Origin of the sequence: Paenibacillus sp. IHBB 3054 (assembly GCF_051594305.1) — a bacterium.
Taxonomy (GTDB): domain Bacteria; phylum Bacillota; class Bacilli; order Paenibacillales; family Paenibacillaceae; genus Paenibacillus_AQ.
On record NZ_JBOFBG010000012.1, the window covers coordinates 23,746 to 46,426 of the forward strand.

Annotated in this window: 23 protein-coding genes; 14 read left to right on the plus strand and 9 right to left on the minus strand. The window is 50.6% G+C overall.

All coding sequences use genetic code 11. The annotated features are described in order from the left end of the window. Position 1: 1 nt before the first annotated feature. Positions 2–1,288, plus strand: coding sequence for an AAA family ATPase (locus ACQ76X_RS15240; RefSeq protein ID WP_438494888.1), 1,287 nt, complete (start codon positions 2–4; stop codon positions 1,286–1,288). 243 nt (positions 1,289–1,531) lie between these two features. Beyond that, entirely contained in the window at positions 1,532–2,128 is a 597-nt protein-coding gene (locus tag ACQ76X_RS15245; protein WP_438494889.1) for a class I SAM-dependent methyltransferase, read from the plus strand. 94 nt (positions 2,129–2,222) lie between these two features. On the opposite strand, the gene ACQ76X_RS15250 is transcribed toward ACQ76X_RS15245, so the two are convergent. Continuing rightward, complete coding sequence (locus ACQ76X_RS15250) at positions 2,223–3,011, minus strand: copper amine oxidase N-terminal domain-containing protein (protein WP_438494890.1); 789 nt, start codon at positions 3,009–3,011, stop codon at positions 2,223–2,225. A 214-nt stretch (positions 3,012–3,225) separates the two neighbouring features. On the opposite strand from ACQ76X_RS15250, the gene ACQ76X_RS15255 reads away from it, so the two are divergent. From ACQ76X_RS15255 to ACQ76X_RS15275, 5 genes are all read left to right on the plus strand, one after another. Further along, positions 3,226–3,729: a sigma-70 family RNA polymerase sigma factor gene (locus tag ACQ76X_RS15255; RefSeq protein ID WP_076112666.1), complete on the plus strand. Its 504-nt coding sequence runs from the start codon at positions 3,226–3,228 to the stop codon at positions 3,727–3,729. Beyond that, a complete protein-coding gene (locus ACQ76X_RS15260) occupies positions 3,722–4,930 on the plus strand; it encodes an anti-sigma factor (RefSeq protein ID WP_438494891.1) in 1,209 nt (402 codons plus the stop codon). The genes ACQ76X_RS15255 and ACQ76X_RS15260 overlap by 8 nt, the downstream gene beginning before the upstream one ends. A 167-nt stretch (positions 4,931–5,097) precedes the next feature. Next, a complete protein-coding gene (locus tag ACQ76X_RS15265) occupies positions 5,098–5,604 on the plus strand; it encodes a metallophosphoesterase family protein (protein ID WP_438494892.1) in 507 nt (168 codons plus the stop codon). A gap of 116 nt (positions 5,605–5,720) precedes the next feature. Then, positions 5,721–6,203 (plus strand): GNAT family N-acetyltransferase, encoded by a 483-nt coding sequence (locus ACQ76X_RS15270; protein ID WP_438494893.1) that lies wholly within the window; start codon positions 5,721–5,723, stop codon positions 6,201–6,203. Positions 6,204–6,217: 14 nt separating this feature from the next. Further along, positions 6,218–6,928, plus strand: a complete 711-nt coding sequence (locus ACQ76X_RS15275; RefSeq protein WP_076112663.1) for an HAD family hydrolase — start codon at positions 6,218–6,220, stop codon at positions 6,926–6,928. 126 nt (positions 6,929–7,054) lie between these two features. Here ACQ76X_RS15275 and ACQ76X_RS15280 read toward each other — a convergent pair whose 3' ends face one another. Continuing rightward, positions 7,055–8,173: an FAD:protein FMN transferase gene (locus ACQ76X_RS15280; protein ID WP_438494894.1), complete on the minus strand. Its 1,119-nt coding sequence runs from the start codon at positions 8,171–8,173 to the stop codon at positions 7,055–7,057. Positions 8,174–8,378: 205 nt separating this feature from the next. Continuing rightward, the gene (locus tag ACQ76X_RS15285) at positions 8,379–9,311 is read right to left on the minus strand and encodes a glycosyltransferase (RefSeq protein WP_340894262.1); all 933 of its coding nucleotides are present in this window, start codon (positions 9,309–9,311) and stop codon (positions 8,379–8,381) included. A gap of 237 nt (positions 9,312–9,548) precedes the next feature. Here ACQ76X_RS15285 and ACQ76X_RS15290 point away from each other — a divergent pair, with 237 nt between their 5' ends. Then, a complete protein-coding gene (locus ACQ76X_RS15290) occupies positions 9,549–10,271 on the plus strand; it encodes a DsbA family oxidoreductase (RefSeq protein WP_438494895.1) in 723 nt (240 codons plus the stop codon). A gap of 103 nt (positions 10,272–10,374) precedes the next feature. Here ACQ76X_RS15290 and ACQ76X_RS15295 read toward each other — a convergent pair whose 3' ends face one another. The 5 genes from ACQ76X_RS15295 to ACQ76X_RS15315 all read right to left on the minus strand — a co-directional run bounded on the left by ACQ76X_RS15295 (position 10,375) and on the right by ACQ76X_RS15315 (position 14,146). After that, entirely contained in the window at positions 10,375–11,955 is a 1,581-nt protein-coding gene (locus ACQ76X_RS15295) for an oleate hydratase (RefSeq protein WP_038587216.1), read from the minus strand. Between the two features lie 142 nt (positions 11,956–12,097). Then, complete coding sequence (locus ACQ76X_RS15300; protein ID WP_076112659.1) at positions 12,098–12,454, minus strand: HIT domain-containing protein; 357 nt, start codon at positions 12,452–12,454, stop codon at positions 12,098–12,100. A 119-nt stretch (positions 12,455–12,573) separates the two neighbouring features. Next, the gene (gene dhaS / locus ACQ76X_RS15305; RefSeq protein WP_341090545.1) at positions 12,574–13,149 is read right to left on the minus strand and encodes a dihydroxyacetone kinase transcriptional activator DhaS; all 576 of its coding nucleotides are present in this window, start codon (positions 13,147–13,149) and stop codon (positions 12,574–12,576) included. A gap of 62 nt (positions 13,150–13,211) precedes the next feature. Continuing rightward, entirely contained in the window at positions 13,212–13,610 is a 399-nt protein-coding gene (locus ACQ76X_RS15310) for a hypothetical protein (protein WP_438494896.1), read from the minus strand. A gap of 20 nt (positions 13,611–13,630) precedes the next feature. Then, positions 13,631–14,146, minus strand: a complete 516-nt coding sequence (locus ACQ76X_RS15315) for a hypothetical protein (protein ID WP_438494897.1) — start codon at positions 14,144–14,146, stop codon at positions 13,631–13,633. Between the two features lie 284 nt (positions 14,147–14,430). On the opposite strand from ACQ76X_RS15315, the gene ACQ76X_RS15320 reads away from it, so the two are divergent. The 4 genes from ACQ76X_RS15320 to ACQ76X_RS15335 are packed head-to-tail and all read left to right on the plus strand — an operon-like array spanning position 14,431 to position 17,429. Beyond that, positions 14,431–15,096 (plus strand): amino acid ABC transporter permease, encoded by a 666-nt coding sequence (locus ACQ76X_RS15320; protein ID WP_038587225.1) that lies wholly within the window; start codon positions 14,431–14,433, stop codon positions 15,094–15,096. Next, a complete protein-coding gene (locus ACQ76X_RS15325) occupies positions 15,077–15,754 on the plus strand; it encodes an amino acid ABC transporter permease (protein WP_438494898.1) in 678 nt (225 codons plus the stop codon). Before ACQ76X_RS15320 ends, ACQ76X_RS15325 begins: the two co-directional genes overlap by 20 nt. A gap of 22 nt (positions 15,755–15,776) precedes the next feature. Beyond that, complete coding sequence (locus ACQ76X_RS15330; protein WP_438494899.1) at positions 15,777–16,523, plus strand: amino acid ABC transporter ATP-binding protein; 747 nt, start codon at positions 15,777–15,779, stop codon at positions 16,521–16,523. Positions 16,524–16,553: 30 nt separating this feature from the next. Beyond that, a complete protein-coding gene (locus ACQ76X_RS15335) occupies positions 16,554–17,429 on the plus strand; it encodes a cysteine ABC transporter substrate-binding protein (RefSeq protein WP_438494900.1) in 876 nt (291 codons plus the stop codon). 100 nt (positions 17,430–17,529) lie between these two features. On the opposite strand, the gene ACQ76X_RS15340 is transcribed toward ACQ76X_RS15335, so the two are convergent. Then, positions 17,530–18,555, minus strand: coding sequence for an RluA family pseudouridine synthase (locus ACQ76X_RS15340; RefSeq protein WP_438494901.1), 1,026 nt, complete (start codon positions 18,553–18,555; stop codon positions 17,530–17,532). Between the two features lie 369 nt (positions 18,556–18,924). Between ACQ76X_RS15340 and recQ the strand changes: the two genes are divergently transcribed. Both recQ and ACQ76X_RS15350 read left to right on the plus strand, forming a co-directional pair. Continuing rightward, positions 18,925–20,760: a DNA helicase RecQ gene (recQ, locus tag ACQ76X_RS15345; RefSeq protein ID WP_038587234.1), complete on the plus strand. Its 1,836-nt coding sequence runs from the start codon at positions 18,925–18,927 to the stop codon at positions 20,758–20,760. 15 nt (positions 20,761–20,775) lie between these two features. Next, positions 20,776–22,677 carry a B12-binding domain-containing radical SAM protein gene (locus tag ACQ76X_RS15350; protein WP_438494902.1) on the plus strand — a complete coding sequence of 634 codons (1,902 nt, stop codon included), beginning with the start codon at positions 20,776–20,778 and terminating at the stop codon, positions 22,675–22,677. Positions 22,678–22,681 lie beyond the last annotated feature (4 nt).

Here is a 22,681-nt window from a genome sequence, read left to right on the forward strand (position 1 = left end):
GATGGAGCAGGAGTGCAAGAAACAGGCTGTGATTTACGAATACGATGGAGGCACGAGTGGCATGATCAAGGGGTACGACGTCTACGCCCGCCTAGTAGACGGTATCCTTGAAGCTCTTTATGCCCGCTATGGTGTCCGCTATGAGCTGTACGCCAGCGACGACCCCAACAGTGAGTATTGGAAGCTGCTGGAGAATGATGTGCAGTCCGGCAACCCCGGAGTAGAGCATGTGGCGCGGATATTTGACCGGCTGGAGGACCGTACCTTTGTCTACGACGATGACAAGGAGCAGCCGGAATATAATATTCACCTGTCGATCCGCAACAATGTGCTGGCTTATCCTGCCATGGGCGTGGCGCTGGCACGCGTGCCCGTATTTCAGGAGAACGGCATCAACTTTCAGGATTTTGTATTTGCCGCCTCCGACGCGCAGCTGCAGGCTTTCCTGAGCAATGTGCGCACGCGGCAGCGGGAGCAGAATATCAATAAGGTGACGGTGTTCACCGATCGGCGCAACGGTATTTTCCGGGAAGATGAGCCAATCACCCGTTCTGTCGGACGAGAGGAAGTGGTGCTGGATGTCGCGATCAAAAAGGAAATCTACCGCTCGCTCGACCAGTTTTTCGATTCGGACCGCAGCTTCTATGTGACCTATGACATCCCTTATAAACGGGGGATTCTGCTCTACGGGCATCCGGGCAACGGCAAGACGACGCTCGTCAAGTCCATCGCCGGAAGTGTGCCCGGACCGGTGATCTATTGGCAGATCACCGAATATACAAGCAGCGAGTCGGTAGGCGAGGTGTTTGAAGCCGCAGCCCGGCTGGCACCGATGGTGCTGGTGATTGAGGATATCGACTCTATGCCGCAGGAGGTCAGATCCTTTTTCCTGAATACTTTGGACGGGGCGACCTCCAAGGAAGGCATCTTTCTGATCGGCACGACCAACTATCCGGAGAAGATAGATCCCGGACTGATGAACCGCGCCGGACGTTTTGACCGGGCCTATGAGATCAAAATGCCGAATGAGGAGCTAAGGCTGGAGTATTTGCGGCTGCGCGGCTTCTCCACCTTTGCCGGTGATGAGGGAGTTGATCTGGCCGCACGCTTGACCGGAGATTTCTCCCTGACCCAGCTTGGCGAGCTGTATGTCAGTGCGGCACTGGAATGGCATGAGAACGGCAGAGCCGATGTGGAGGCGCTTGTCCGCGGAATGCGCGGTGAGCTGGACAAGGGACGCAAGCGCGAATGGATGAAGGACGGCTCGTCCGCGATTGGATTTTATTAGTTTATTTGGTAGTAGAGGGAGCCGGAAGGCGCCTCAGCTTATTAAGAAACCTGGTACACGAGCCGGGTTTCTTTTTCTTTTAGTTTTTAACAGTTCGAAGGAAAAGACCAATGTTATCTTATGCAATGCCTGCATCGTTTTCCAGAGAGTAGCCAATCAGCTTCCAAAAAAGGAGATTAATGAGATTAAGCGAACTTGTATAAAGAACTGTTTACAGTGAATAAGGAGGCGTTTACCCTGATTATGAATGATGAAAAACTACTACAATATTATATGGAACTGAAGGGACCGGAAGCCGGGGAGTGGAACACTTCTCCGACGTGCATTCACACACAGCTTGTGACAAGGGATTACGTTAAGAGGTTATTCAAAATTTTTGATGGAATACAGGTATGCAACGTGGGGATCGGGACCGGAGATTGGGATGATTATCTTGGGTATTGGCTTAAGGATAAAGGCAAGTTAACCAGTATTGATATTGACGATGAGATCTGCGGGATATTTCAGTATAGACAAAAGAGGGAAGGGCACCCGAATCCTTCGACGGTTTTATGCAAGAGCATATTTGATTTGGACTTGCCTCAAAATGCCTTTGATATAGTAACCTTGATTGGTTCCAGTATTGATGAGTCCGGAGAATTTAAGAAATGCCTGGATGCTTGTTTCAGCTTACTAAAACCGGAAGGATATTTAATGTTTATGGCTAGTTTAAAGAACAGCGGCCTAGAATTATTGGAAGAGTACATAAGCCATTCACAAGCTTGTATAGCACAAAAGGATAGTTATGATGCCTTTCCTGGATACCCCTTTTTCATCTGCAAAATCAGCAAAGGATTATAGTCTGGAAGACATAACAGTGGCTTTTAAACACAAGAAAACCGGTTCAAACAAGACTCCGGTTTTCTTGTGCTGGCCAGGTATAGCCTGCTTATATTTAAGGCACCCGTCTGCCTACTGAAATAATGTATGCGGTATTTTTTGCATCAAGGGGTCGTTTTACCGTGATTGAATGATTCTTTTTAACTGCTGGCAGATCCGGATAGCTTGGCTTGGAGTATGCATCAGTCGAGAACCCTCCGTCCTTGAAGGAGACTAATGGATGAATGTCCGCTATGCCTTTCGCTACATCCTCACCTGAAATATTGAGCGCTGTGACCGACATGGAATGAGGTTTCATAATAAATGAAGTCAGTTGAAAAGCTCCATCTATATGGCCAGAAGTTACGTCGTTGCCCATAAAATCCACAAAAGGTTGACCAATCACAATTCGTTCATCCGTGATCTGGAGCAGCTGCATTTTTTGATCCCAGGTGTACTTGGCATCCGTATGATCAAGAAACAAACGCAACGGCAGAAACATGGATCCCTTTATAAGTACAGGCTGGGTATCCATAATAATGCTGCTGTCGTCAACGGTGGCCAGATTAGAATGAATAGCAACGTTAAACTCATGATCCAGCAATGATATTGCAGCCGTTTTAGTCAAAGGATTATAAGAAACAGTTCCCCCCATTAAATCCTGTATTGCTCGAAGGGGGAACAGCAGGCGGTTATTGCCATCCATAAAGGGCGGGGAAGGCTGGGTATAGAGGATGAAATATTTGTCCATTTTCAAATGGATGGGGATTTCGTCTTGCCCTTTAGCCTGTGCATCGTTATGTGCTCCGAACCCGGCAAAAAATATCAAACCTATAAGCAAGACCCTAGCAAAACGGTAACGCATATAATCATCATCCTTTTCATTCAGACTTGTTCCGTACATAATTATTCAGTAAGTAAACCATACCTTAATATGGATCCATTTACCATTCTTTCTGTTTTTCATAAGCTCAGAATCCCCGTCCTCCGTTCATCACCTGTTTAATCAGAAAAAAAAGTTTATCCTGACCATGTAACTTTTTCCAATCTTATACGTGGTTAGAGTAAGGGGGGAGGGAATGAAGCCAAATTCGCTGGATGATCTTTATCAGAGTTATGTTCAGGATATTTACCGCTATTTGCGCTCCCTCTGTCATGATCACCATGTGGCCGAAGATTTAATGCAGGAGACTTTTTACCGGGCTTATCTGTACCTGGAGAATTGCCGTGAAGATACCATCAAGCCGTGGCTGTTCCGCGTTGCCTATAATGCTTTTGTGGATTACAAGCGGAAAGAGAGCCGGAGTGTCACCAAAGAAGCGGGTTATTTCAATGAGCTGGCCCATCCGGATACGACCGAAGGCACCCTGCTGCGGCAGGAACGTCTGGAAGAGATGGCCTTGTCTGTAGATAGCCTGCCGGAGGGGCAGCGGCACGCGCTGCTGTTGTATGATTTTCACGGAATGTCTTACAAGGAAGCGGCGGAGATCATGGATGTGGGGCTGTCACAATATAAAATATTGTTATTCCGCGCCAGACAGCGGCTGCGGGAGGCAGAGCGGAGGAGGAGCAGGCATGAGTGAGGAGTTCAAGGAGAAGCTGCGGAAGTACAGCGAGGGGACGCTGCCGGAAGAGGAACGGACTGAACTGGAGCAAGAGCTGGAGAAGCTGGAGGCCTATCAGGTCTATGTAGATGAGCTGATGGAACGGGAAGACCATATGTCTGAACATCAGGAGGTAGTTCTCTCCAACGGCAAGAGCAAGGGTAAGGGAAAGAGAAAGAGGAAATCTGCGTCCGGCAGGGAAAAGGGCATTATCCGCCGCGGCAAATGGAGGGCGCGAATAGCCAATACGTTTACTGTACTGGCGGCATTTCTGGCATTTTGGACCATCAGCGGTATTATCACTGCAGTGTTCTATAGTACCGGTGGCCGGGGGGAGACTTACAGTGATGTAGTATCATCAGCGGTAGCTGTCTCCCGCCCGAATACGATTGTCCATTTGAGCAGCAACGCGAAGTTCTTTTTCAGAATGGAAATGTCAGGTAAGCTGCTGAAGCAAATCGGCGGGGAAACGGTGGATGTGGGAAGCTACTCCACTCCGTTTCTGCTGGGGCTGGGCGGTGTAGGCAAGTTCTCCTGGACGGATGAACGGAGTGGCGGGAATTATTACTTTCAATACCCGGAAACAGGGAAGAACTCAGGCAGTCTGCGCAGCGACGGGGTGGAGTGGCGGATGCTGGAGAAGCTTCACGAGGGTACCGTGGCTGAGGCTTATCTGTCTTTAGACCGGTTATACACAACGGATGAGCTGCTGAAGAAGCTGGAGCCATTGAATCTGCTGCCTGTGTGGTTCGCTGCAGATGCCGGTCAATTCTCGCGTGAACGCTTTGCCGGCACTCCCCTTGGATTTCCTTATACACCGCTGTGGCATGCCGATGACATGAAGGTAACAAAGATCTCGGAAGAGAAATCGGGCTGGTTCAGCAAGGTGACTTCAAGCAGTTCGGTCTCTCCAGCTGTTGAATCCTACGGGGACGGCGCTTTGCGTGAGGAGAACTTCATGGATACCTTGCGGCTAATGCAGCAGCATAAAAAAATATCAAACAACGTAGCCCCATTCATTAATCTGGATGAATCCATAAGTTATCTCGGGGAGCACGGCGTTAAGCTGTATGGAGTTGTTGTTACGGGTCCGGTAAAGGAGCTCCTGAAGCTCCGGGAGGATACATGGATCAGCAATATCCGGATTGGGGAAGTTCGGCTGTGGAACTGGCGGGAATAGGGAACTGAACTATAGAGGCTATCATGCATTTTGGACCCGATCGCTTAAGGGAAATCACCGGTTTACTTGATTCTCCCACACGCAAATCGTACAATTAGCAGAATATTAATGATTATAGCTGCTTGCGATATTTGCGCGGGCAATATGGGGATTAGGAGCTGAAGCTGATGAAAATAGGAGTTGTATCGGATACGCATATGTCGCGGAACGCGAAGGCGCTGCCGCAGGCGCTTGTGGCGGAATTCCACCAGGTTGACCAGATTCTGCATCTCGGGGATTGGGTGGCGCTGGAGATCTATGAAATGCTGTCGCAGCTCGCGCCGGTCGAGGGGATTGCCGGCAATAATGATGGAGCCGAGATTATTCAGCGGTTCGGAGAGCGCAAGATCATTACGCTGGAAGGTGTGCGTATCGGGATGATCCACGGACATGCCCCGTATTCGCGCAAAGGTACGGACGGGAATGCACTGCTCGCTTTTGAAGGTGATGAGGTGGACTGCATTCTATTCGGTCATTCTCATCAGCCGCTGATGCGCAGGGAAAACGGCATTCTGCTGTTCAATCCCGGGTCGCCGACCGATAAGCGGCGGGAGAAGCAGTATTCATTCGGGCTGCTGGACATCGAAGACGGCATAATCAGTGCCCGGCATGTCTTCTATGACTCCAGGGACTAAGTAAGGAAATAGGAAGCATTGTCCAAACTAAAATGCATTCTCTCCATGTTCACCTGGCAGCTGAACTTTTAAAATAATGTATACATCTTATTATTGGCTGTTGCCGGAAAGTTGGAATGATGATGCCGGAGTATCGTTTGGAACGTGCTGGCCTTGAAGACCTTGAACAGATTGCTCTGTTGTTTGATGAATATCGCGTGTATTATGGTCAGGTTTCCGATCTTCAAGGCGTCCAGTTTTTCCTGAAAGCCAGACTGGAGGCGGATGAGTCCGCAATTTGGATGGCTGTAACGGGGAACGGCGCTAATAAGAAGGCCGGAGGGTTTGCCCAGCTCTATCCATCCTTCTCCTCGGTGAGCATGAAGCGGCTCTGGATACTGAATGATCTGTATGTGGCCGCGGAGCTGCGCGGACGGGGTTTGGGCTCCTTACTGCTGGACGGTGCCCGGGAGTTCGCTTTGAGCACTGGAAGCAAAGGGCTGACCTTGACTACGATGACAGATAATACTACTGCGCAGCGTCTATACGTTGCGAAAGGCTATGTCCGGGATGATGAGTTCTACACTTATAATCTATTTTTGAATACCAAGCAGGAATAGTAAGGGGCGTTAATGTGGATAACAGCAATAAACTGGCGGTTTTTTTTGATTTGGATGATACTTTGTACGATCATTTGGTGCCTTTCCGGGAAGCGGTACGCGAGGTTTTGGCCCCGGATGAGGACAGTCTGGACTATGCGGAGCTATTTTATAAAGTGAGGCATCACAGTGACCAGCTCTGGCCAAAGTATTTGCGGGGCGAGCTTGAGCTGGAGGAGACGCGGGTGCAGCGTCTGGAGCTGGCTTTTGCCGAATACGGGATGGACCTTAGCCGGGAGCAGGCAGCCCAAGTTCAGGCGTCCTACATTGGCCGGCAGTATTCCATTCAGTTCATAGACGGTGTAGAAGAGCAGCTGCGGCGGTTCATCGCTCTTGGGCACAAGGTGGGGATTATCACCAATGGCCCGAAGGCTCACCAGATGAGCAAGCTGCGCGGACTTGGCATCGACAAGCTGATTCCGGAAGAGATGATCTTCATCTCGGATGCCGTTGGGCTGGCCAAGCCGGACCCGGAGATCTTTGCCCATGTTAACCGCGTGAGCGGAACAACAGCGGAGAACTCGCTGTATGTCGGAGATACCTGGAACAATGATGTAGTTGGCGCGCTTGCAGCAGGCTGGAAAGTATGCTGGTACAATCCGCGCGGCAGACAGCCGGGAACCGGTCATAGCCCAAGCTTCACCTTTGCCAGTTACCAAGAATTCAGCGAGCTTCCGCTGATCTGAGGAGTAAGCGATAAGGAATACAAAATAAGCGGCGGAGCCTCAGCTCCGCCGCTTATTCGTTCTATGGTTCCGAAAGACAAGGGTATATAGGCTTCGGATTATGAATGCCCCTTATCTTCTTCTTAGTTACTCCGCAAAGCTATACGTTGGATCCGTGAGCTGCAGTCTCTCTCTAATGCCTGAAGTGGCATAGATTTTGTTGTCATCGGTAATGAAGAAGGCTTCCACGTCCTCCGGCAGAGCTTCAAGGTAGGCCATGCCTTCCTCAAGCCCCATCAGGAATACGCCGGTGGACAAGGCATCCGCATCCGTTGCGTTCGGGCTCATAATCGTAATGCTTTTTAAGCCGTTCTGGGAAGGGAATCCTGTACGCGGGTCAATTATATGGTGATAGCGAATATTATCCTGCATGAAGTAACGTTCATAAACGCCGGAAGCATCGATGACCTCATTGGAAATCTTGATAGTGCCCAGCTGTGTGCCGCGGGTCTTATCGGGGTCCTGCAGGCCGATGTTCCACTGCGATCCATTCGGCTTGTTGCCGAGGGCAATGATGCTGCTGCCGCCAAGGTTGATCATCGCGCTGTCCAGACCCTGCTCCTTCAAATAATCGGCGATCCGGTCAGCAGCATAACCTTTGCCGATTCCGCCCATATCGAGCACCATACCTTCTTTAGCCAGCATCACGGTCTTCGCTGCTTCATCTACAATAATATCCTTGTAATTGGTCAGGCTCTTGGCATGTTCGATATTTGCTTGCGGTGGAACCTGCTTACCGTCGTTGCCGATATCCCACAGATCTACCAGCGGCCCAATCGTCGGATCGAACAGCCCGTCCATCTCTTCGGCATATTTAATCGAAAGCTTGACGATGTCCAGAGTTTCGTCTGAGACAGTAACAGCTTCCTTACCTGCTGCCTGGTTGACCGCGTAGATTTCTCCATTTTCCTTAGTGCGGCTGAACTCTATATCCATCCGTTCCAGCATGGCCTGAATGTCGTCCATATTTTTCTGCTCGGCATGATCGCCGAAGACCTTAATGTTAACGACCGTATCATAAATGTAAAAAGTCTGCTCAAGGGATTTCGTTCCGCCTTGTTCCGAAACTTTTGCACCGCCTGAGGTATCGGAAGTACTGGCAGCGTCTTTATCCTTGTTGCCTGTAAGCATCCAGATGCCGGCAACGGCAACGATAATGATGACGAGAGCGACCAGAATTAGCGTCGTTTTTTTGTTTTTAAACATATTTCACCATCCATAAAAGTAGTTTCTTGAACTCATCTTTACTATCATACCCCAGAAAGAATGGCAATGGATACTAATTTCATGACATTTTACGGATTAAGAAGACCGGAAGAAGCAGTCCGCAGAAACAGCAGAAACACCCGCTTCCCGAAAGGGCAGGCAGGTGTTTCTGCTATTGTCCATTATGAAGTTTGTGTGGAGAGCGTTAGTCCAGCATATATTCGCTGTATTTATTCTTGCGGGGATTGAGTACAAAGAGGATGCCGCTGATATAGCCTGAAACCGCATTGAAGTTGCGCTTCAGAGTTGATTTGCCGGTCAAATAAGTCAGCGTCCACAGCAGGGCAGCGTAGTTCTTCACCGGGGCTTTGCGCAGATTGAGCAGGTAATAATGGTTCACCGCGGTTGCACGGGCGACGCGTCCCGCTTTATCACGGGAGCTTGGGGATTCATGATGGGTAATCTTCATATCCGGGTTGATTACAAGCTTGCCGTATTTGCTGGCCAGATGGCACATATAAATATCATCAGCCACGGCATAGCTGGTCATCCAGGGGTAAGGTTTCATATCCCTCAACGCCTCACGTTTGAAAGACATATTGCAGCCGTGGAAGAAATCCGTTTCAAAGGTATCCTCCGTTTCTCCCCAGAGCAGCAGTGAGCCTGCCAGCGTGCTGGCCGACAGTCTGCCGGGCGAAGCCGACATTTGGCAGGTAAGCACGCCGAGCAGCTTGCCGGATTTACTGCTGGAGAGGCCTTTGGCGATGCCGCCTACTCCGACAATCGCCGGATCGGCCGCATAGGTGTCCAGCATCCGGCGGATATACAGCGGATCATCCAGCTCGGCGTCATCATCGAAGCTGAGCACAATGTCTCCGTCGATCAGGTTCAGCGCTTCGTAACGGGAGAGCCAGACGCCAGGTTTGGTTTTGCGGTAATAACGCAGCTCAGCACTTGGCATCTGCGCCAGCACCTTGCGCAAATAGTCCAGGACATTCTCCTCAATATCGCCATCATCAACAATCAATAGCTCGATCGAGACGTCTTCCAGCTCTGTCTGCCTGCCGATGGATTCAATACACAGCGTAAGATCGCTGATCCGGTTGCGCGTGGGAATTACTATAGACACATCATGCATGCCGCTGGCTCCTTCTGGGACGCCTATCGTCCGCTAGTAATAGTAGTAATGATGTAAAGCACCGAAAGTACGTGTTGATCTAATTTTACTCCCCCATAAGTAGGGCGTATATACCACTTTCGTTTACTTTTATTTAGCATTTGTGTTTTTTGGTTTTTAACTATATAATTGTAAGTGACGTATTATTTGTTAATGGTAATATCAATGTATTCACAATCCCATTAGGAGGAATTCAATGTGAGAATAGATATATGGTCCGATTACGCCTGCCCGTTCTGTTATATCGGCAAAAGACGGCTTGAACACGCGCTGAGCCAATTTCCTGACCGCGACAAGGTGGAAGTGGTGTACCGCAGCTTTCAGCTGGATCCGAATGCCCGTGCAGATGCAAGCAGGGATATCCATGATCAGCTGGCCGCCAAATATGGCATGACCCGTGAGAAGGCCAAAGCGATGAACGAGCAGCTGGCGGAGCAAGCCAGAGGTGTCGGCCTTGAGTTTAACTTCGATACGGTGGTGCATACCAATACCTTCGACAGCCACCGGTTGAGCCATTATGCCGCTGCACAAGGAAAGGCAGCGGCAATGACCGAGCGGCTGCTGCGCGCTTATTTTACCGATACGGTTAATATTGGAGAGCGCAGTGTTCTGGTTTCGCTGGCCGGCGAGGTTGGACTGGACGCTGCCGAAACCGCAGCGATGCTGGAAAGCGATGCCTACGCGGCTGAAGTGAATGAAGATATTGAAGAAGGGCAACGCCTGAACATTACCGGCGTCCCCTTCTTCGTCTTCAACAATAAATATGCGGTATCCGGTGCACAGCCCGGCCCGGTATTTTCCGAGGTGCTGGAGACAGTATGGGCGGAGGAGAAGAACGCTCCGGTACTGCAGGTTGTCGGCAAACCACAGTCACAGGCACCGGATGGCGAAGGCTGCGATGACGGTTCTTGCAGCATCTGATTGAGCGCGTTAGGGTCCATACAACCCCATAGTTAGTCAATGCACAAAGAAACCTCTCCCTTGCGTGATCAAGGGAGAGGTTTCTTGATTATCTATGATTTTATTATCTTAATGAAGTCACAAGGCTCGAAAGTAATGTCCGAACATCATACTGGTACTGATTGATTGGCTCAACCGGACGGTTGATGCCGAGCAGGGTGTAGACGGCGATTCTGGCCGCTCTGACGGAATATTCCTCGGTGAACACCACATCGTCCGGGATCTCGCAATATTGACCGACGAATGCGAGGTTGGTAGAGCCCTCTGGCACGACCAGTGGTCTGTCGCTGCCGAGTCTCGGCATGAACTGGGAAGTAATATACGGCATCATGCACGGGATACAGTTGGCGGTTGCCATAATCTCAGCTTTATGCTCTTCAAAGTGCAGATGTCCGATCAGCTCTTCCATGATTTCTGCCCCGGTACAGTCGCTCATTTTCTTCTTGACGAAATCGCCTACCTTGTCAGGATACAGCCCATAACCCCAGAATACCGTAACATGCTCAGGCTGATCGCGGAAATGCGGCTGGAACGCCAGCACTACGGACATGAACCAGCTCGAATCCTTGAAGGTGACGAGTGCGCCGGTGCCGGCCCGGTTGCGTGTGAATTTCTCCATCAGATCAAAGAATTTGGAGTCTTCGAACGTAACGGTGAACGATTCCCACTTGGAGCCGTCGACATGATCGTCGAAGGAAGATGGATTGCCGAGGCCAGGTTTTTTGGCGGCAATGTTCTCCCAGAGCTTCCACGAGCTGCCTTTGCCGTTGAGACGCGGTGCGGTGCTCATCGAACCGAGGCTGGAGCCTTCGGTCATGGAGCCGTTTGTGACGATAACCAGATCGCCGTCTTTCACTTCAATGACATCTTCCACGCCTTGACGCAGCACGTTCATCTTCGTGACGGTGATGCCGTCGCCGTCTTTGAACTGCAGGTCAGTTACTGTACATTTCAGCGTAAAGTCTACACCGAACGGCTCCAGATATTTGTGCAGCGGAAGGATGATCGAATCGTATTGATTATAAGGTGTGCGGGTGACACCTTCGAGCGTTTGAATTCTTGGGAATTCGTGAATAAAGCGCAGCATGTATCTTTTGAACTCAATGGCGCTGTGCCAAGGCTGGAAGGCGAAGGTGGTCGCCCACATATACCAGAAATTCGTCTCGAAAAAGTGTGGAGCGAACCAGTCGTTAATCCGGGCCTTGCCCATCTTTTCCTCTGGTGTAATAATCAGCTTGCCCATTGCCAGCCGGTCGGCCATATCGAAGCCCATCGACAATACGTCTTCAACTTCACCCTTGCTGTTCACAAGTCTGGCGTTGGAATGGGTAGGGTTGGCGTCGTCGAATTCGGTAATTTCTTCCCGGACGGACTTTCCCGGATGGTCGATCGAAGGGATGGTGTTGAGAAGCTCCCATAAATTCTCATAGGCTTCATCGTTCAGCATCCGTCCGCCGCGAATGACATATCCATGCTCTACACTGCCTGCGCCGTCATTGCTGCCGCCGAGGATCTTCATCTCTTCAATAATGTGGATGTTCTTTCCCGGAAAATCACAGTCTCTGACGAGGTATGCCGCACCCGCAAGGGATGCAATCCCGCCGCCGACAAAATAAACCTGTTGGTTACCGTACTCTCTTTTCACTGAATACTCGCCTCCATAGGGTTGCTGATTGCTGTTGCTAACCCTAATGTAACCCTAGGCCGGTCCAGAAGGTATAATCAAAACCGCCAGAGTGTATGGATTTTGGTCACTTTAGGCAAAGTGTATAGTTTTTTTACAGTAATTAACAAGGTTCTACAGGGAAGGAAGGTGATCTGAGCGGGTTGCCAAAGGCAATATGCCAATGCAGGTGCTTGGAATCCTGATAATTGCCTAAGTTCGTGAGAACTCTGCAAGCTCCGTGCTCTTGCGTTACCATGGCGGCGACCTGCTTGATAACGCCAAATAACTCAAGAAATAATTCAGTGTCCTCTTCTTCAAGGGTGAGAAGTGAGGAGATATGCTTTTTAGGGATAGCTACAATATGCACGGGATAAAAAGGTTTCGTATGATAATAGGCTAGCACATTTTCTGTCTCCAGCACTTTATGTACCTGGGTTTTGCCGTTCAATACCTCATCGCAATAAAAGTCCTCTGTCATGGTGGCCTCCTGATTTTTGCATATTTTTCACTTCAAAGTCTTAAATTCCGCATCGTTTCTGCAATTCCTGCCCAATAGATCGCCAACTGGATCCAATTAGCCCAAAAAAGCTGCGCACCCTAAGGTAACGACAGCTTCTTCTCGTATTTATGCAGCGCCTTCAGAAAATTCCCTTCAATCAGCACACTGAGCTGCTCAATCATATGCTTCGGCTGATCCTTCATCCCGTCGCGCATCCACTGAATGATGAGTCCGGTAAAGGCGAGAGTGTAGAAGTTGGCGATGAACCGCTTGTCTTCGGCACTAACCTCCATTCCGCTTGACAGCTCCTGAATGACGCCCATAACCAGGCCGTTGGTCACGTCGTACAGATAAGCATCAAGGTGGGATCTGCCGAGAGAATCCAGCGTATTGCAGCAGAAGGTTGTATTGCTCTCAATATAACAAAAGATTCTGTAGAACCCGTCCGTCCATGTGTTGTAGCTCCGGTACTCAGCAATGCTCTCTACTGCCTCCGTCTTGTAAATCCAGCCCAGCAGCTCAAAAATATCCTGAAAATGATAGTAGAACGTCTGCCTGTTCAGCCCGCAATCGTCGACAAGATGCTTTACCGAGATTTTATTGAGCGGGGTGTGCTCCATTAAGTGCTTTAACGACTGGGCCAGCGCTTTTTTGGTCAAATAGGAAGTGGACATGGCAATATCACCTCATCATTTGTTCGGATTATTCAATTGTTTCGCTTGTGGAGCCCGTGGATCTAAGGTTTCCGCAGCTTCCTGATCAGCAGATAACTGCCTTCGACGATAAGACCCAGAACGAAGCCGCCCGCTGTAAACAGGATCAAGGACAGGAATCCCGCAAGATCCTCCCAGCCGGACATGTCCTGGTAAGTGTATTGATACATGGTGCCCAGTCCAAAAACAATGCCAATGGTGCTGATCAGCCATACCAGCTTGGCGCCGAACCACCCGAAGCTGTGCAGAATTCCGGAGACTACAAGGGCGAGCGCCGCAAAACGGGCAAAGACCGGAAGGTCGAAGTTTTCCCCGAGCAGCAAAAACCGGTGTAGAGCCAGCAGCAGCCAGAGAATCAAGGTATAAATCAGGTACCAGACGAACCAGCGATTGCTTTTGGCGGGAGGCAGGAACTTCAACATGGCTTCACCTCACTGTGATATTAGACCTTCTCCAGTTCCTCAGCGCTTCTAAGCAGAAACTTGAGCAGGTCCGGCAGATCGTCCATTTGCTCTTCATTAATTTGTCTCTTGAATGCGAGAGAGACGCAGCAGGTGTATATGCCGCTATTGCTGCCGAAGGGGAAGCTTAGCGATTGTACGGGAGTAAGCTCCGGGCCCCAAATCCCGGTGAGAATCTGTTCGATGGCAGAGCATTGGGTGGGGATATCCCCGATTTCCAAATGAAAACGCAGCAGCAGGTTACAGCCGGGAACGGAATCCGGAGCTTCCAGTATTTCATCACTGAGATCCTTCACCGACGAGCGGAGAACCAGCTCACTGGTTACCTTGCTGCTGCCGGCCAGCTTGAAGGAGAGGGTGAATTCCCTGGACATCAACGCCAGGTCCAGCAGATCGGAACGGTTCGTGACTACCAGAATTCCATCCAGATTATCATAGTCATAGATCTGATTCTCTAAGGAAACCTTAATATTCTCAAAGACAGTAGGGTGGAACACCGAAAGCACCTTCTTGATTTTCTCTACATTGTACCATGTGGGGAATGAGAGTGAAAATTCACAAAACACAGTTGACAAGTGGGCATTATGAGAATAAGATGATTACCACATTATGTGAGGTTTTTGGTTAAATTTTAAATATTTACAATAAGCTAGAATAGCCATTGAAAGGGCTGCAGTCCTTTGAGTGTCAGCTGATACTCATGGCTGATTATATAACCGACTATACACATTTATATAGTTGTATATTACGGGTTGATTTTATGACAAAAGGTTGTGCACTTATGAATTTGGATTGGGATTTTATACTGGAGAGCTTGCCGCTTTACGGGGATGCGATGTGGCTGACAGTGAAGCTGGCATTCTGGGCGATTCTGTTCTCTACTGTTCTGGGACTGCTGTTCAGCATTATTTTGTATTACAAGGTGCGGGGGCTCCGGATGGTGATTCATGCCTACGTCGAGCTGTCGAGAAATACGCCTCTGCTGGTCCAGCTGTTCTTTCTCTATTATGGCTTGCCCAAGGTAGGCCTTCGCCTGAGCGAAGTGACCTGTGCCATTGTTGGCCTGACCTTTTTGGGCGGCAGCTATATGACCGAGGCGTTCCGCAGCGGAATTGAAGCGGTAAGCCGAACACAGCTGGAATCCGGGCTCAGCATCGGGCTATCCAAATTTCAGCTAGCCAGGTATGTGATTTTTCCGCAGGCGTTTGCAATCAGCATTCCTTCTCTGGGAGCCAATGTGATTTTTTTGCTGAAGGAAACCTCGATTGTCGGTGCCATTGCTTTAATGGACTTGATGAATGTGGCGAAGGATCTGATCGGCATGCATTACAAAACAGCGGAATCCCTGTCGCTTCTGGTGTTGTCCTATCTTGTCCTTGTGCTTCCACTGTCGCTGGTCCTGACATGGCTGGAAAGGAAGGTAAGATATGCAGAATTTGGGGATTGAGGTGCTGTTTGAAGGATCGAATTTTGAGCGGCTGCTGGGCGGTCTGCTGGTCACGATAGAGATTTCGTTCATTTCCATTGCAATTGCAATGGTGCTTGGCATTGTGATGGGGCTCTTGAGAACCCTGAATTCGAAACCGCTAAAATTTGTCCTGCGGCTCTATCTGGAGGCCTTCAGAATCATCCCGATTCTGGTCTGGCTCTACGTGGTACATTTTAGTTTTACTCCCCTGCTCGATATCGATATCAGCGGAGAGGCTACCTCTATCCTGGTATTTAGTTTATGGGGAGCAGCCGAAATCGGAGATATCGTACGCGGGGCATTGGAATCGATGCCAAAACATCAGGACGAATCCGGCAAAGCGCTGGGCCTCAGCAAAGGGCAGCTGTACCGGTATATTCTGATTCCGCAAGCGGTCCGCAGAATGGTGCCGGGTTCGATCAATCTGGCCACACGCATGGTCAAAACTACCTCGCTCGTTGTGCTGATCGGAGTGATCGAGGTGGTGAAGATCGGACAGCAGATTATTGAGCTTGGCGTGATCAAGGCGCCGAATGCTTCCTTTTGGGTCTACGGCTTTATTTTCATTCTTTATTTCGCCGTATGTTTTCCGTTGTCCAGGATTTCCAAGAGAATAGAGCGCAGATGGCAAAATTAGCATTCAGGAAGGAAGAAGGGCGATGGCAGATTCCAGAGAGATTTTGCTGGAGGTAAAAGGGCTGGAGAAAAGCTTTGGAGACCGGAAGGTTCTGAATAATATAGAGCTGCAGGTGGCGAAGGGGGAAGTTACAGTTATTCTGGGCCCGTCGGGCTGCGGGAAGAGTACCTTTCTGCGATGTCTTAACGGCCTGGAGCCGATTCAGGGGGGAGAAATTCGGTACCGGGGGCAGAATCTTGCCGGGAACGCTGTAGATTGGCGTGAAGTAAGGCAGCATATCGGCATGGTTTTTCAAAATTATGAGCTGTTTCCCCACATGACGGTTATAGACAACATTCTGCTTGGCCCGCTTAAGGTACAGAAGAGAGACGTCAAGGACGCGCTGAAGCAGGCAGAAGAGCTGCTTAGCAGGGTTGGACTGCTGGACCGCAAGGATGCGTATCCCCGTCAATTGTCCGGGGGGCAGAAGCAGAGAATCGCGATTGTCAGAGCGTTATGCATGAATCCGGAAATTATGCTGTTCGATGAAGTGACGGCCTCTCTTGATCCCGAGATGGTGCGGGAAGTGCTGGATGTCATTCTGGGTCTGGCCCAGCAGGGAATGACCATGATCATTGTGACCCATGAAATGGGTTTTGCCAAGTCTGTTGGAGACCGGATCATATTTATGGACCAAGGCAAAATTTGCGAAACTGCGGCTCCGCAGCAATTTTTCACCAAACCGGCGACAGAGCGTGCCCAGCACTTTCTGGATATATTTCAGTATTAACAAACTATATAGAAATTGGGGATGAAGAGGATGAAAAAGAGTTTGAAATTTGCAGTATCGGTTATGGCAGCTGGAGTGCTTTTGCTGGGTTTGACCGCATGCGGCAATTCGGGGAACAACAAGGAAGGGGCCGCTTCTTCAAAGTTTGCTTCTATTGAAGAGCTTAAGAAAAACGACAAGATCCGGATCGGTGTGTTCGCCGACAAGCCGCCGTTTGGTTATGTGGACTCTGAAGGCAAAAACCAGGGGTTCGACGTTTATATCGCCAAAAGATTTGCCAAGGATTTGCTGGGGGATGAATCCAAGGCAGAGTTTGTGCTTGTGGATGCTGCCAGCCGTGTGGCCTATCTGGAATCCAATAAGGTTGATATCATTATGGCTAACTTCACAGTAACCGATGAACGCAAAGAAAAAGTGGATTTTGCCGCTCCTTACATGAAGTTGTCCTTTGGGATCGTTTCTCCCGACAGCGCGCCGATCACTTCCATTGACCAGCTGAAAGAAAAGGGACAAAAGCTGATCGTAGCCAAAGGTACAACCGCCGAAACCTACTTCACAAAAGAACATCCGGAAATCGAGCTGCTTAAATTCGACCAGTACACAGAGATTTTTGCGGCACTTAAAGACGGACGCGGCGCAGCTATTGCCAATGATAATACGGAACTGATCGCGTGGGCTAAATCCAATCCCGGCTTTACCGTAAGCATCCCGGCTTTTGGCGGCCAGGATACGATAGCGCCGGCAGTTGCCAAGGGCAATACGGAATTGCTGAACTGGATCAACACCGAACTTGAGACGCTGGGGAAAGAGCAATTTATTCATCAGGCGTATAAGGAAACGTTAAATGAAGTATATGGGGAAGGCTACACCGATGATTTGGTCGTTGAAGGCGGAAAGATCGAGTAGTACAGAGAAAGACACCCGGGAGGGTGTCTTTTTGCATCCATGCGGAGTCACCGAATAACGATAACAGGTCTGAAATACAGGTGCTTGGTGTTATCAGGAATCAGTTGGTTGGCGCAGGGGCTGTGTATTTCAGGAACGTCTTGGGAATGGCGCTTTCAAAGGTCAGCAGTTCTCCCGAAGTCGGATGAACGAAGGAAAGCACGCGGGCATGAAGGCCAAGGCGGCCTACGGCCTTAGTCTCTGCGCCGTATTTCTTATCACCGGCGATAGGGTGGCCGATGTCAGCCATATGCACACGGATTTGATTTTTGCGTCCGGTCTCCAGTTGTACCTCCAGCAGAGAGAAATGGCGGTTTGCTTGAATGAGCTTGTAATGAGTTATGGCATGAAGCCCGTCGCCTTCATGGGAACTGGAATACATTTTGAGGGTCGAAGTTTCCTTCAGCCAGGAGCTGATGGTCCCTTCGGCCTTTTTGACGGCCCCTTCCACGAGTGCCACGTAGGAACGTTCCTTTACGGTTTCCTTCCACGTATTTTGCAGCTTCTGCTGAATGGCTTCACTCTTGGCAAACATCATCACGCCTGAAGTATCACGGTCCAGCCGGTGAACGACATAAATACGGTTGCGCGGATTGGTGAGGCGGACATGCTCCATCAGCTGGCGGTATGCCGTTAATTCGTTGTCTTCACCGGTGGCGATGGACAGCAGTCCTGCATCCTTCTGGATAATAATCAGATCATCGTCCTCATGAACGATGGTCAGCAGGGTCATCTCTTTAGCCTGTACCTGCTTCTCTTGGTCAATGGTTACAGTCTGACCCGGATGCAGCTGGAAATTGTGCCGGGTTATTGGTTTGCCGTTTACGGAGACCTGTCCGCGGGCGAGCAGTGACTTGACGGAGTTCCGTCCCTTATTTGTGATTACGCTAAGCAAAAAAGGCAGCAGCTCTGCGGGCTCAGTTATGGAATAGCTTTTGACGGCAGCCTGTCCCTTCGCTTTGGCAGTGATTCCAGGCTTAGCGCCTGATCTATAGTTTCTTGCCCCTGATTTTGGCTGTGATTGGGAGGGGCCTCCGGGCTTGCCGCCCCGTTTGCTTGCCTCTTTGGGATTTCGTCTGGTGTTCATGCCTGCATTCTCCGTCCTCTAATATTGTATTCCTCAATATACCATGGGCCGTGAAGAAATACTATGGAGGGGTCCCTACATAACACTAATCAGCCCGACAATAATGAGGATAGAGAGGGCTCCATAGATTCAGCCCAGCACAACGGCCATTTTTTTTCTCCCGCCGCCACCTGTTCGCGCCGTATATTTTACTGTCAATGGCAAGCTTTTAGAAAGGGAATTTGCGGATACCTATAAAGTGTTACATCGAAAGGTGCTTTTTATGTAATCATTTGAAAATGAACCTCCGGTTTTACCTCTCCGGTTGTTGCTCATTAGTCTTTTGCCCGGTAAACTAAAGAGAGAAAGTTCTAAGGAGTTTTGAGAGATATGAAGATGCAAGCACCTACTATGGAACAGGCGCAGGCTGAACTGCAAAAATATTACGGCTATCCCGACTTCCGGGAGGGCCAGAAAAAGATTGTCGAGAGCTTGCTGGAGGGCCATGATACGCTGGGCATCATGCCAACCGGAGGCGGGAAATCGATCTGCTATCAGGTTCCGGCGCTGCTGCAGCCGGGGCTGACGCTGGTCATCTCGCCTCTGATCTCGCTGATGAAGGATCAGGTGGATGCACTGACCACAGCGGGGATACCGGCTGCCTATATCAACAGCACCTTAAGCGGCAAGGAAGTGAACGAGCGCATCCGCGCTGCGCGCCGTGGCGAGCTGAAGCTGCTTTATGTTGCACCCGAGCGGCTGGAGCTGGACTGGTTCCGGTTAGAGATGGCCGGGTTATCCATCTCATGCGTGGCTGTGGATGAAGCGCACTGTGTATCCCAATGGGGCCATGATTTCCGCACCAGCTACCTGGCGGTATCCCCCTTTGTAGAGGAACTGCCGCAGCGGCCGATTCTTGCTGCATTTACCGCGACCGCTACCCCGGAGGTCATGGAGGATATGGTCCGGCTGCTGCGTTTGCGCCAGCCGGGCGTCTTCATGACCGGGCTAGGCCGGGATAATCTGGCGATGTCTGTGCTGCGCGGGGAGAACAAACGCGAATTCGTTCTGGATTATACCGCTACCCATTCCCATCAGCCGGGTATTGTGTATGCGGCTACCCGCAAAGAGGTTGATGATCTCTATCAAAGACTGCAGGCGTCGGGAATCGCTGCCGGACGCTATCATGCCGGAATGAATGACCAGGAACGGGCAGAGAGCCAGGAAGGTTTCCTGTATGACGACATCCGTGTGATGGTCGCCACCAATGCCTTCGGGATGGGGATCGACAAGTCCAACGTACGTTATGTTATCCATTACAATATGCCGAAAAATATGGAAGCTTATGTCCAGGAAGCCGGACGTGCCGGGCGGGATGGTGAGCCGAGTGAGTGTATTCTGCTCTTCAGCGCGCAGGACATTATGACGCAGAAGTTTCTGATTGAACAGAATCCGCAGGACCCGGAGCGCAAGGCGAATGAATACCGCAAGCTGCAGCAGATGATCGATTACTGCTACACCACCCGCTGCCTGCGCAGCGCACAGCTGAATTATTTCGGTGAAGATCACGGGGACAAGCCCTGCGGCATCTGCAGCTCCTGTACGGATGAACGTGAACTGGTAGACATGACAGTGGATGCGCAGAAGATTTTCTCTTGCATCCACCGCATGCGTGAACGTTACGGTGTGGCGCTGGTTGCTTCGGTGCTCAAGGGCTCACGCAACCAGAAGGTGCTGCAATACGGCTTCGAGCAGCTGCCGACTCATGGCGCGATGTCGAGCCGTACGGAGAAAGAGATTACCGAGAGCATCAATGTGCTGATCTCGGAGGGATATCTGGCCCTGACAGAAGGCCAATATCCTGTGGTGCGGCTGCAGCCGCTGGCTGCCGAGGTACTGCGCGGCCAGCGTGAGGTGCAGCAGCGTGTGGCCCGTCCTTCACGCACCGGCGGAGCCTCCGGCGGGCGGGACCGCAGCCGGTCGCGGGATCTTTCGCCGTCGGCCGTCAACGAGACGGTCTTCGAGCAGCTGCGCCTGATCCGCCGCGAGCTGGCGGGACGCGAGCATGTCCCGTCCTATATCATTTTTAATGATGCGACCCTGCGTGAGATGAGTGTGGTTTGCCCGCAGACCGAAGCGGAGATGCTGAGAGTGAAGGGTGTCGGGGAAGTGAAGTACCGGAAATACGGCAAGCCGTTTCTGGAGTTTTTTCAAAATGAAATGTAAAGAAGGTTATTAGGCATGAGAATCGTCCTGGCCACATTAAACGCCAAGTATATCCACACCTCGCTCGCCATCCGTCTTCTGAAGGCGTACAGCGAGCATGAATTCGAAGATATCCTTCTGGCGGAATACACTATCAAAGATCCCGTGATGAATATCGTGTCAGACCTATTCCAGAAGAAGCCCGATGTCATCGGCTTTTCCTGTTATATATGGAACATCGAGGAGACTGTCAAGCTGATTGGCATACTCAAACAGGTGATGCCGGAGGTCACCATTGTGCTCGGCGGGCCGGAGGTGTCTTACGAGCCGCTATACTGGATGAAGCGGGAAGCCGGGATTGATTTTGTCGTAAACGGCGATGGGGAAGAGACCTTCCACCATCTGCTGCAGGAATTGCGGGATGAGCGCAAGTTCCATTTTGTGTATGGTGCGGCTTACCGTAAGGGCGAAGAGCTGATTGTCAATCCGCCGCGTCCGAAGACGGATCTGAATACACTGCCGACACCGCATCGGTTTCCGGATGATCTGCCGGATCTCAGCAAGCGGATCGTTTATTTTGAGACCAGCAGGGGCTGTCCCTTCAACTGTCAATTCTGCTTGTCCAGCATTGAGGTAGGCGTACGCTATTATGATATCGAACGGGTCAAATCCGATTTGCTGTATCTGATCGAGAACGGAGCCAAGGTGATCAAGTTTCTTGACCGTACCTTTAATATCAACCGCAGCTATGCCATGGAGATGTTCCAGTTTCTGATTGATAACCACCAGGGCTGCGTGTTCCAGTTCGAGATTACCGCGGACATCATGCGGCCCGAGGTCCTGGATTTTCTGGCCCAGAACGCTCCTCCCGGCGTCTTTAGATTCGAGATTGGCGTGCAGTCAACCAATGACGAGACCAACGAGCTGGTCAAACGCCGCCAGAATTTCACGAAGCTATCGCGTACGGTGATGAAGATTAAGGCCAGCGGCAATATCGATCAGCATCTCGATTTAATTGCCGGACTGCCCATGGAGGATTATTCCACTTTCCGTAAAACCTTCAACGATGTATTTGCCATGGAGCCGGAGGAGCTGCAGCTTGGGTTCCTGAAAATGCTGCGCGGCACCGGTCTGCGTGCCCAGGCAGCCAAATATGACTATACCTATATGGAACATGCCCCGTATGAGATTCTCAGCAGCCATGTGATGCCGTTCTCCGATATTATCCGGCTCAAACGGCTGGAGGATGTGCTGGAGAAATATTGGAACAGCCATCGGCTCGACCATACGGTGAAATACCTGATCCGCCATGTGTTCCAGTCGCCGTTCGATTTCTTTCAGGAATTCGGGGATTACTGGGAAGATCGGGGCTGGCAGAAGATCGGCCACCAGCTGGAGGATTTGTTCACCCGTCTCCATGCCTTCCTTACAGATCGCGGGACAGATGCCATGGACATCATTACCGGGCTGATGAAGCTTGATTATTTCCTGGGGCACAAATATAAGCCGCGCAAAATCTGGTGGGAGGTCTTGCTGGATAAAGCGGATTGGTCCAAATATATGAAGGATATTGCTGCTCATCCGGGATTGATATCCCCGCAGCTGGCGGAGGCCGGATACAGTGAACGTGAGCTGCAGAAGTTCATGATGCTGGAAGTGCTGCCTTTCCGTTTGGAGACGGTACTGGATTCGATCAGCGGCCTGCGGGCCGATGAAGGCTTGGCTGATGCAGAAGCGAATGCAGAACCGAATGTGGAGATGAGTGGTGTGTCTGGCAATATCGGTGAAGCGAACGCAGCAGCGGCGGCCGTAGCGGTAAATGACAAGGCCACGGCTGTGGCCGAAGCTGTGGCAGGAGTGGAAGGAAACACGCTGCTGATTGTGCTGTACCAGCAGGATGAAAGCCAGCGGGCACAGTATTATACACTGCCTTTGTAGAAGG